This window comes from Roseateles sp. GW821-FHT09G03 (assembly GCF_059416045.1).
Map to the genome: position 1 here is coordinate 44,900 of NZ_JBWKOK010000014.1, position 9,764 is coordinate 54,663.

Consider the following 9,764-nt stretch of genomic DNA (forward strand, 5'->3'; position numbering starts at 1 on the left):
TGAGAACGACGGACAGAAGCCGGAAGTGCATGACAAGGCCGAAAGCACCAAAGACCGGATGATTATCAAAGCTCCGTCAGTCCGGAGCGCCGGCCCAGCGTGCGATTTCGGCTTCCAGGTGTGCGGCGCGTTCGCGGAGCACGTCCGCGGTGGCCTTGAGCTGCAGGTGCGTGCGCACCCGCGCGAGCAGGATCGGCGGACTGATCGGCTTGGTGATGTAGTCCACCGCGCCCAGCGACAGCCCGTGGCTCTCGTCCGCGGGGTCCGAGCGCGCCGTGAGGAAGAGCACCGGGATGTCGCGCGTGGCCGCGTCCGCCTTGAGCCAGCGGCAGAGCTCGTAGCCGTCCATGCTGGGCATCAGCACGTCCAGCAGGATGAGGTCGGGCCGCGGCGGCTCGGCCGCGATGCGCAGCGCGCGGTCGCCGGTGGTCGCCACCTTGACGCGGTGCCGCTCCTTGAGCAGTTCGTACAGCTGCGACAGGACCTCGGGCGAATCGTCCACGATCAGGATCGTCGGGCGCGGGTCTCCGTTGGAGAGGCTCATGGCTGGGGATCCTCCATCGATCGGGCGCCGGGTGACGGCGGGGGCGGCGCGGGCGGCATGTGGGTCGAGTGGGGCGGTTGTTCAGCCCGGGCCGCCTCCTGGTCCAGGCCGCGGCGCGCGGTCTCGAAGTCGAATCGCGTCGCGGCCGCCAGGACCTCGCGCAGGGCGGTGGCGCGCCGGTCGTCCAGGCCATGCCCGCCCCGGTCGATCTCCTCCTTGAGCCGCTCGGCGGTGTCCACCGCCGCGGCGTCGTGCTCGCCCAGCTCGCGGCGCAGGCGCGCCAGGCGTTCGTCCAGCATCGGGAGGCCCGCCGGCCGCGGCGGATCCTGCAGCGGATCCTGCAGCGGACCGGGCATCGGCGGCGGCGTGCCGTCCGCGAAGGTCTGCCCCAGGGCGTGCAGCAGGCGGTCCAGCGTGACGCGCAGGGCCATCGCCAACTCCCGCCGCCGGGCCGCCGGCGCCCGGGCGCGGCAGGCGCTCTCCAGCGCGGCGGCCGCCTCGCTCAACGGCAGCGCGCCGATGGTCGCGGACGAGCCCCGCAGCGAATGGGCGATCTGTTCCAGCGCGTGCGCGTGGTCCGACGCGGCCGCCTCGGCCAGCCGCGCGCCGGTCTCCTGCTGGGAATGGAGGAAGACCTTCAGCAGGCGCAGGTAGAGCACGGCGTTGTTCGCGGCCGCGGCCAGGCCGGAGCGCGCCTCGAGGCCGTCGACGACGGGCAGCGCCGGGGTGACCGGCCGCGATCCGCGGAGCCTGGAGGACGCAGACGGCGCGGACAGCATGTCGGGCGGGGGAACGGCGGCGGACAGCGGCGGCACCGCCGTCGTACGGGGCCGCGCGGCCGCCGCCATGGCCGCGCCCCCGGCGGGGAGGATCCAGCGCGCGAGGACCTCGAACAGCGTGTCGACGTTCAGCGGCTTGGCGACGTGGTCGTTCATGCCGGTGGCCAGGATGCGCGCGCGGTCGGCGCCGGTGGCGTTGGCCGTCAGCGCGATGACGGGCAGCTCGCGCCAGCGGGCGTCCTGGCGCAACTGACGCGTGGCGTCGTAGCCGTCCATCACCGGCATCTGGCAGTCCATCAGCACCCCGTCGAAGCCGTCCGGCGACTGCCGCAGCCGCTCCAGCGCGATCGCGCCGTTGCCCGCGAGGGTCACCGCGATGCCGGCGTTGGTCAGCAGCTCCTGGGCGAGCTCCTGGTTGACCGGGTTGTCCTCCACGACCAGCAGCCGCGCGCCGGCCAGGGCCTGCATCGTCGCCTTCGTGGCGGCGCGGCGGGCTTGCGCGTGCGGATGCGCGCCCGGGTGAGCGCCCGAGTGAGTGTTTCCTGGGCGCGAGCCGTCCAACGCCCCGAGGGCGCCCCGCAGCGCGGCAGCCGTCACCGGCTTGCCGAGCACGGGCAGCGGCGGCGTGATCGGCAGCGCCGTCATCGCCTCGTACAGCGCGTCGTCATTGCCGAAGGCGGTCACCATCACGATGCGCGGCACGGGGACCGCTTCCTCGAAGAGCCGGGCCGCCGCGGCCACGCCGTCCATCTCCGCCATCTTCCAGTCCATCAGCACCCAGTCGAACGGGCGGTGCTCCCGCGCGGCCGCGTGCACCGCCCGCACGGCGCGCGCGCCGTCGGCAGCCTGCTCGGCCTGCAGGCCCAGGCCTTGGCAGAGCGCGGCCAGGACCTCGCGGGCGACGCGGTTGTCGTCGACGATCAGCACGCGGCCGTGGAGCGCCGCCGGCCGCCCGCCGGCCTGCCCGCCTTCATGGGCTTCGTGGGCTTCGTGGGCCTCATGGACCTCGTCGCCGTCCTCGCGCGCGCCGATGCCCAGCCGCACCGTGAAGTGCAGCGTCAGGCCCGCGCCGGGCATCGAGTCCACGCTCAGCGTCCCGCCCATCATCTCCACCAGCATCCGGCACACGGCCAGCGCCAGATCGCCGCGATCGGGGGTGTCCGCGTCGCCTTCCGCCGGCCCCCGGCCCAGCCGCGCCAGCTCCGGGGGCGACAGCGCGGGACCGCTGTCGCGGATGCTGAAGCGCAGCAGGATGCCGGTGTCGTCGATGCCGTCGCGCGCGTCGTGCTCGGGAGGGTCGATGCCATCGATGTCGTCGGCACCGTCGTCGATGTCGACACCTTGATCGCCGATGCCACGATCGCCGGCGGTCAGGCGGTCCTCTTCCATCACGGCGGCCACGGCCACCACAACCTCGTCCTGCTCGCTGCGCCGCGCCGCATGCTTGGCGACGTGGGCCAGCACCTGGCCGAGGCGGAACGGATCGCCGACCAGCGTCGCCGGCAAGCCGGCCGGCACGCTCAACAGAAGCTCCACGCCTTTCTCCTCCAGGCCGAGACCGACGACCTGCACCAGGTGCGCCAGCACGTCGTCGAGCTCGAACGGGATGTGCTCGAGCGTCAGCCGGCCGGCCTCGATGCGGCTGAAATCGAGGATGTCGTCGATCACGCCGAGCAGGGTCTCCGCGGCACGGCAGGTCTTGTCCACATAGTTGCGCTGGCGCGCGTCGAGTTCGGTCTGCAGCGCCAGCTCGGCCATGCCGATGATCGCGTTCATCGGCGTGCGCAACTCGTGGCTCATGTTGGCGAAGAAGTCGGCCTTGGCGCGGGTGGTGGTCTCCGCGGATTCGCGCGCCGCGCGGATCTCGTTCTCGGCGGACAGGCGGTCGGTCAGGTCCGTCAGCCAGATCAGCGTGCCCGAGTGGCCGAAGGCCACCGGCAGGAACGCCGCCAGGCAGGCGTGGCGCGCGCCCTCGGGATCGACGATCTGCAGTTCGACTTCGCTGCCGTTGCCGTTGTCCAGCTGCGCCCGGGCACGCGCGCGGCTGACGTCGTCCGCGTAGACGTCGGGCCAGGGCTGGCCGATCTCGACGTCGACCAGGCGCCGCAGCGCCGGATTGGCGATGCCCACCACGCCGTCCGAGATCAGCCCGATGCCGGTGGGCGTGTGCTCGATGAGGGCCATGAAGCGTTCGCCCTGGCGCAGGAGCGCCGTCTCCTGCGCGTGCCGCGCGGCGCGCAGCGAGAGGCCGCGCAGCAACGCGGCGAGCGCGGCGAAGCACAGCAGCGCGGACAGCAGGCCGATGCCCGCCTGCGCCGGTCCGCTGAGCGCGCTCGAGAGATCGGCGACGACGACCATCCGCCACGGGCCGGCGCTGTCGCGCCAGCCCAGGTCGCGCGCCACCAGCGCCTGCGGGTGCCCGTCGATCACCGCGTCGCTCGCGCCAGGATCGAAGGGAAGCACGGCCGCGCGGGCCGGGTCCTCGAACTGGCGTCCGTAGCGCTGCCCCTCGGTCAGGCGCCGGCTGCGCCCGGGCGACGCGACACCCGCGAGCATCAACGCCCACTCGGGGCGGGTCGACGCCATCACCACGCCCTCGGGCGACAGGATCAGCGAGTTCATGTCTTCGTGCGCGGTCAGGAAGCGGTCCAGCGACGGACCGTAGAACTGCGTGGCGACGACGCCGATCACCGGCCCCCGCGCGTCGACGTCCTGGAAGACTGGCGCGCTCAGGTAGAGGGCCCGGCGCGCCGTGGCCTGGCTGACCGCCATCGAGACGGCGACGCGGCCGGCCATGGACTCGCGGAAATACTCGCGGTGGCTGAGGTCCATGCCCATGGGCGACCGCTGCAGGCCGCGGTTCCATTCGCCGACGATCATGCCGTCGCGGTTGGTCACGAAGCTGACGTCCGCGCCGAGCTGGTCGTTCATCGCGGACAGCACGTCGGCGGCCGGCCGCATGCGCAGCGCCGCCTGGAGATCGGTCTGCCGCGCGGCCTTCTTCAGGTCGGGATCCATGCGGCCCGCCAGCCGCAGCGCGCCCATCGCCTTGCTCTCTTCCGTGAGGCCGCGGAAGAGCAGGACTTCGCGGTCGATCGCGGCCGCCATCCGGTCGCGGAACCGCTCGTCGAGGACCTGCCGCGCCTGCCCGGCGATCAGCGCGCCGGCGAGCAGCGACAGCGCCGCCGCGACCACCCAGGCGGCGACCCGCGCGGCGGTCCCCTGGACGACCCTGGCGGCGGCCCACGCGGCGACTCCCGTGGCGGCCGCATGACGTGCCGGCAGGATCGCCGCGCGCGTCATGTCGGCGGCCCTCCGGCCGGCGTGCCGGCGTCCCAGCTCAGCAGCGCCAGCGCTTCGTCGAAACGGAAGCCCGAGGCCGCTGCGGCGACGCGGCGCAGCAGACGGGCGCGGGCCGGCGGGGGCGGCCGCCGGGCGATCGTCTCCGCCAGCGAGCGGCCGATCTCGACGGCCGCCGCGTCGCTGCCCTGGAGCAGTTGGCTCAGGCGCGTCAGCAGCGCGTCCAGGTCGGCGTCCGTCGAGGTGTCCGCCGAGCCGTCCGCGGAGGCCTCAGCCCCCGGCGTCGCGCCCTCGCCGGCGACCGCCGACGGATCCGGCATCCCGCCGCGCGAGAAATGCGCCAGCACCTCGAAGAGGCGGTCCACGCTCAGCGGCTTGCTCAGCCAGCCGTTCATGCCGGCGGCGGCGAGACGTTCGCGCGCCTCCAGCGTCGCGCTGGCCGTCAGCGCGATGACGGGCAGATCGCGCCAGCGCGGGTCCTGGCGCAGGCGGCGCGTGGTCTCGAAGCCGTCCATCCTCGGCATCTGGCAATCCATCAGCACCGCGTCGATGCCCGGATCCGGAAGCGCCAGCAGGTCGAGCGCGGCCTGGCCGTCCGGCGCCAGCGTCACGTCCAGGCCGGCGGCGCGCAGCAGCTCGGCGCCCAGCTCCCGGCTGACCGGATCGTCCTCGACGACCAGCAGCCGCGTCCCGGTCAGCCGCGCCATCGCCGCGCGCGTCGCGATGCCGCGCCGCGGGGACGCGAGCGTGCGCACCTGCGCCTGCCCGGTGGCCTCGCCGATGGCCGACAGCAGCGTCGAGGCGGTGACCGGCTTGCTCAGCAACTGCGGCCGGTGGCGCGGGTCCGCGTCGACCAGCGCGGCGGCGAGCGTGGCATCGCGGCCGAAGGCGGTGACCAGCAGGATCGCCGGCGGCGAGGCGAGCCTCCCCGCCGCGATCAGCCGCGTCGCCTCGAGGCCGTCCAGCACGGGCATCTGCCAGTCCATCAGCACCAGGTCGTAGGGTCGCTTGCCGGCCTCGGCCTCCAGCACGCATTGCGCGGCGTTCGCGCCGTTGACGGCCGTGTCCACGCGCATGCCGAAGCCCGCGCACAAGGCGCCGAGGATCTCGCGCGCGGCGCGGTTGTCATCGGCCACCAGCACGCGCAGCCGCGACAGGTCGGCCATCGCCGCCGTGGCCCGCGTGGCCGTCGCGAGCGCCCCCCGGCGCAGACCGAGCCGCACGGTGAAGGAGAAGGTCGAGCCCTCGCCCGGGCGGGACGTGACCTGGATGCGGCCGCCCATCATCTCGACCAGCTGGCGGCTGACCGCCAGGCCCAGCCCGCTGCCGCCGTACTGGCGCGTCGTCGACGTGTCGGCCTGGTGGAAACTGTGGAACAGCCGCGAGATCGTCGCCTCCGTCATGCCGATGCCCGAATCGGTGACGCTGAAGCGCAGCTCGACCTCGTCGTCCTTGCCATCGACATCGACATCGCCATCGGTCCCGGTCCCGGTCCCGGTCCCCGCGCCGGCCGCGCCCGCCGGCACGCGTTCCACGGCGACGATGACCTCGCCGCTGTCCGTGAATTTCACGGCGTTGGCGCCCAGGTTGATCAGCACCTGGCCGAGCCGCATCGGATCGCCGATCAACGCGTCGGGGACGTCGGCGGGACGGTGGATCAGCAGTTCCACGCCCTTGTCCTCAGCGCGCAGACCGATCAGGTCGATGAGGCGGTCCAGCACCCCGTCGAGCTGGAAGGGCACCCGCTCCAGCGCGATCCGGCCGGACTCGATGCTGCTGAAGTCCAGGATGTCGTCGATCAGGTCGAGCAGGCTGAGCGCCGCGCCGTTCACCTTCTCAAGGTAGTTGCGCTGGCGCGCGTCCAGGCCGGTCTGCAGCGCGAGGTCGGACATGCCGACGATGACGTTCATCGGCGAACGGATCTCGTGGCTCATGCCGGCCAGGAAGCTGGACTTGGCGCGCGCCGCGTCCCGGGCCGCCTCCATCGCCCGCCGCGCCTCGCGCGCGGCCTCCTGGCGCCGGGTGATGTCCACCAGCCACAGCACCACGCCGGGTTTGTCGCCCTCGTAGTCGAAGGGCATGGACGAAAGCACGTAGGCGCGCGTCCCGCCGCCGGCACCGACCAGGCGGACCTCGGCGTCGAACGCGCGGCGCCGCTCGCGCAGCACCGTGTCGACCAGCGCGCGGCTGGCGTCGTCGGCGTAGCGGCGCGGCCACTCCTGGAACAGGCGCAGTCCCAGTTGCTCGGCCAGCACCGGATTGAGGAACTCGATCCGGCCGTTGACGATCAGGCAGACCCCGATGGGCGCGATGCGGAACATGGCGCGGACCGCCTCGGCGCGGGCGGCCATCGCCGCGGCGTGGCGCTCGCGCTCACGGCGATGGGCCGCGATCTGCCGCGTCAGCGCGTAGCCCCCCAGCAGGAGCGCCGCGGCCAGGGCTGCCACCGCCAGTTGCTGCCGCGCGGTCCATGTCGCGGAGAGGTCGTCCAGCAGCACCAGGCGCCAGGGGCCGTCCGGGTCGTTCCACTCGATCGTCGTCGCAGCGGCGGCCAGGCGCCGGCCGTCGACCTCGACCACCGCGCCGTCGAGGGGGTCGAAGGGCAGCACGCGCGTCCGGGCCGGGTCCACGAAGAGCCCCGCGAAACGCTGCGTCGCCGTCAGCCGCGCGGCGCGCTCCCGGGTGGCCGGGCCCACCAGGGCCAGCGCCCAGTCGGGCCGGCTCGCCGCGAAGACCACGCCCTGCGGCGAGATCAGCAGTCCGCCGGCATGGCCCCGCGCGTCGAAGAAGCGGTCCAGCACCGCCGACGACTTGCGCGCGACCATCGCGCCGATGACGGCGCCGGTGGATTCGCGGCTCGCCAGGACCGGCGCGCTGAACAGCAGCGTGCGGGTCCGCAGGTCGGGACCCAGTCCCGTGTAGACCGACGGCCGCCCGTTCAGCGCCTGCCGGACGTACGGGCGGAACGACAGGTCGCGGCCGATGAAGCGCTCCGTCGGGTCCGGTCCCCATTCCGCCACCACGATGCCGGCGCCGTTGAGCACGATGACGCCGGCGCTGGACAGCGTCTCGGCGACGGCCCGCAGGTGCGCCTCGCCGGGACGCATCAGGCGCGCCCGTTCGGGGTCGGTCTCCAGCGTCATCGTCTTGACGAGCGGGTCGATCCGGCCGCTCAGCTCGACGGCGCCCATGTCCTGGCCCGACAGGGTGCGCTGGACCAGGGAGACACCTTCGCGGTCGGTGGCCGACTGCAGGGCGCGGTGCCGGTCCAGCTCGAGGACCCAGCGATGCGCGGTGCTCAGCGCCCCGCCCGCCGCGATCGCGACGAGGGCGGCGATGCCCCACGCGAGCGCGGATCGATCGCGCCAGACGGGCCGGCTCCGATCGGTCGTCGGGGACATCAGCGATCCCGGTGGGTGGCCGGCGGCGTGACTTCGAGCGCGAGGTCGGGCGGGCTGACCGTCTCCATCCAGGCCCGCTTGCGCGCGAGCGACGCGTCGTCGTCGGCGAAGCGCCGCGCGATCGACTGGAACTCTGGCTGGATGCGCAGGAAGGCCTCGACGACGTCCGGATCGAAGTGCGTGCCGGCGCCCTCGGCGATGATCGCCGCCGCCTGCTCGTGCGCCATGCCTTCCTTGTAGACGCGCCGGCTGATCAGCGCGTCGTAGACGTCCGCCAGCGCCATCAGCCGCGCGGACAGCGGGATCGCCTCGCCCCGCAGGCCCTGCGGGTAACCGGAGCCGTCCCACTTCTCCTGGTGGCAGTAGGCGATGTCCTTGGCCGTCGACAGGAAAGCCACCGGCGTGCCGAGCTGCGCCTCGGCCTGCTCGATGGCGTCGCGTCCGAGCGCCGGATGCGACTTCATGACCTCGAACTCCTCCGGCGTGAAGCGGCCCGGCTTGAGCAGGATGCGGTCGGGGATGCCGATCTTGCCGATGTCGTGCAGCGGGGCCGACTTGAACAGCGTGGCGATGAAGCCCGGCGCGCGCAGCTCGCGGCAGCGCGGGTGCTCGCGCAACGCCTCGGCCAGCGCCCGCACGTAGTGCTGGGTGCGCCGGATGTGGTTGCCGGTGTCGCTGTCGCGGGTCTCGGCCAGCGAGGCCATCGCCAGGATGGTGACGTCCTGGATGGCGGCCAGTTCCTCGCTGCGGCGGGCCACCTCGGCCTCGAGGTAGACCGCCTTGTCGCGCAGGAAATCGGCGCTCGCCTTGAGCTGCAGATGCGTGCGCACGCGCGCCATCACGATCGGCGGGCTGATCGGCTTGGTGATGTAGTCGACGGCGCCCAGCGACAGCCCGCGGGTCTCGTCGGCGACGTCGGACTTCGCCGTCAGGAAGATCACCGGCACGTCGCGCGTGTCCGGGTCGGCCTTCAGGCGCCGGCAGACGTCGTGGCCGTCCATGCCGGGCATCATGACGTCGAGCAGGATCAGGTCGGGCCGGGGCTCGGCGCCCGCGATGGCCAGGGCCTTCTCGCCGTGGTTCGCGATCTTCACGCGGTAGCGGTCGCGCAGCAGTTCGCTCATCAGCAGCAGGTTGTCGGGCGTGTCGTCGACGACCAGCACGGTGGCGCCGTCGGTGGGATCCGAGGCGGCATCCGCCGGGGTCATGGCGCGGGCGGGGGAGAAGGGATCGCTCATGCGGGTCTCCCGGACGAGGAGGCGGTGCGTTGGTCGTCTTGCAGCCAGTCGAGCGCGCCGTCGAAGTCGAAGCGGGCCGCGGAGTCCGCCGCGCGGCGCAGCAGCCGGGCCCGGGCGGTCGGCAGCGGCAGGCGGTCGAGCAGCGCGGACAGTTCCTGCGCCGCGTCGGTGGCCGCGGAGTCGCTGTCCCGCAGCAGCGCGGTCAGGCGCGCCAGCAGCGCGTCCAGGCGCTCGCGCGAGGCGTCGTCGAGGACCGGCGGGGCGCCGCTCCCGGACAGGGCGGGTGGCGGCGGCGATGGCGACGATGACGATGACGATGGCGACGATGACGACGACGACGATGGCGGCGGCGACCACGAATCGGGTGCCGCCTGCGTCATCGCCTCGCGCGCGAGGTGCCGGCCCAGCGACACCAGCAAGGTCGCCAGCAGCGACTGCGCGCGGATCAGCAAGGGTTCGCGCTCGGCGGCGGAGGCGCGCTGCGAGCAGGCCTGTTCGAGCG

4 protein-coding genes and 1 pseudogene are annotated in these 9,764 nt (G+C 73.5%); all 5 read right to left on the reverse strand.

All coding sequences use genetic code 11. From position 1 onward, the window contains the following. Positions 1 to 100: 100 nt before the first annotated feature. Positions 101 to 544, reverse strand: a pseudogene (locus tag AC07OZ_RS29385) (response regulator); the annotation flags it as partial. After that, positions 541 to 4,626, reverse strand: a complete 4,086-nt coding sequence (locus AC07OZ_RS29390; RefSeq protein ID WP_495470559.1) for a response regulator — start codon at positions 4,624 to 4,626, stop codon at positions 541 to 543. The pseudogene AC07OZ_RS29385 and the gene AC07OZ_RS29390, both read right to left, overlap by 4 nt. Then, positions 4,623 to 8,024 (reverse strand): response regulator, encoded by a 3,402-nt coding sequence (locus AC07OZ_RS29395; RefSeq protein ID WP_495470560.1) that lies wholly within the window; start codon positions 8,022 to 8,024, stop codon positions 4,623 to 4,625. The genes AC07OZ_RS29390 and AC07OZ_RS29395 overlap by 4 nt, the downstream gene beginning before the upstream one ends. Next, positions 8,024 to 9,232, reverse strand: a complete 1,209-nt coding sequence (locus tag AC07OZ_RS29400; protein WP_495470564.1) for a response regulator — start codon at positions 9,230 to 9,232, stop codon at positions 8,024 to 8,026. The genes AC07OZ_RS29395 and AC07OZ_RS29400 overlap by 1 nt, the downstream gene beginning before the upstream one ends. Before the next feature lie 26 nt (positions 9,233 to 9,258). Further along, positions 9,259 to 9,764, reverse strand: a 506-nt coding sequence (locus AC07OZ_RS29405) for a hypothetical protein (protein WP_495470561.1), incomplete at its 5' end; no start/stop codon positions are given.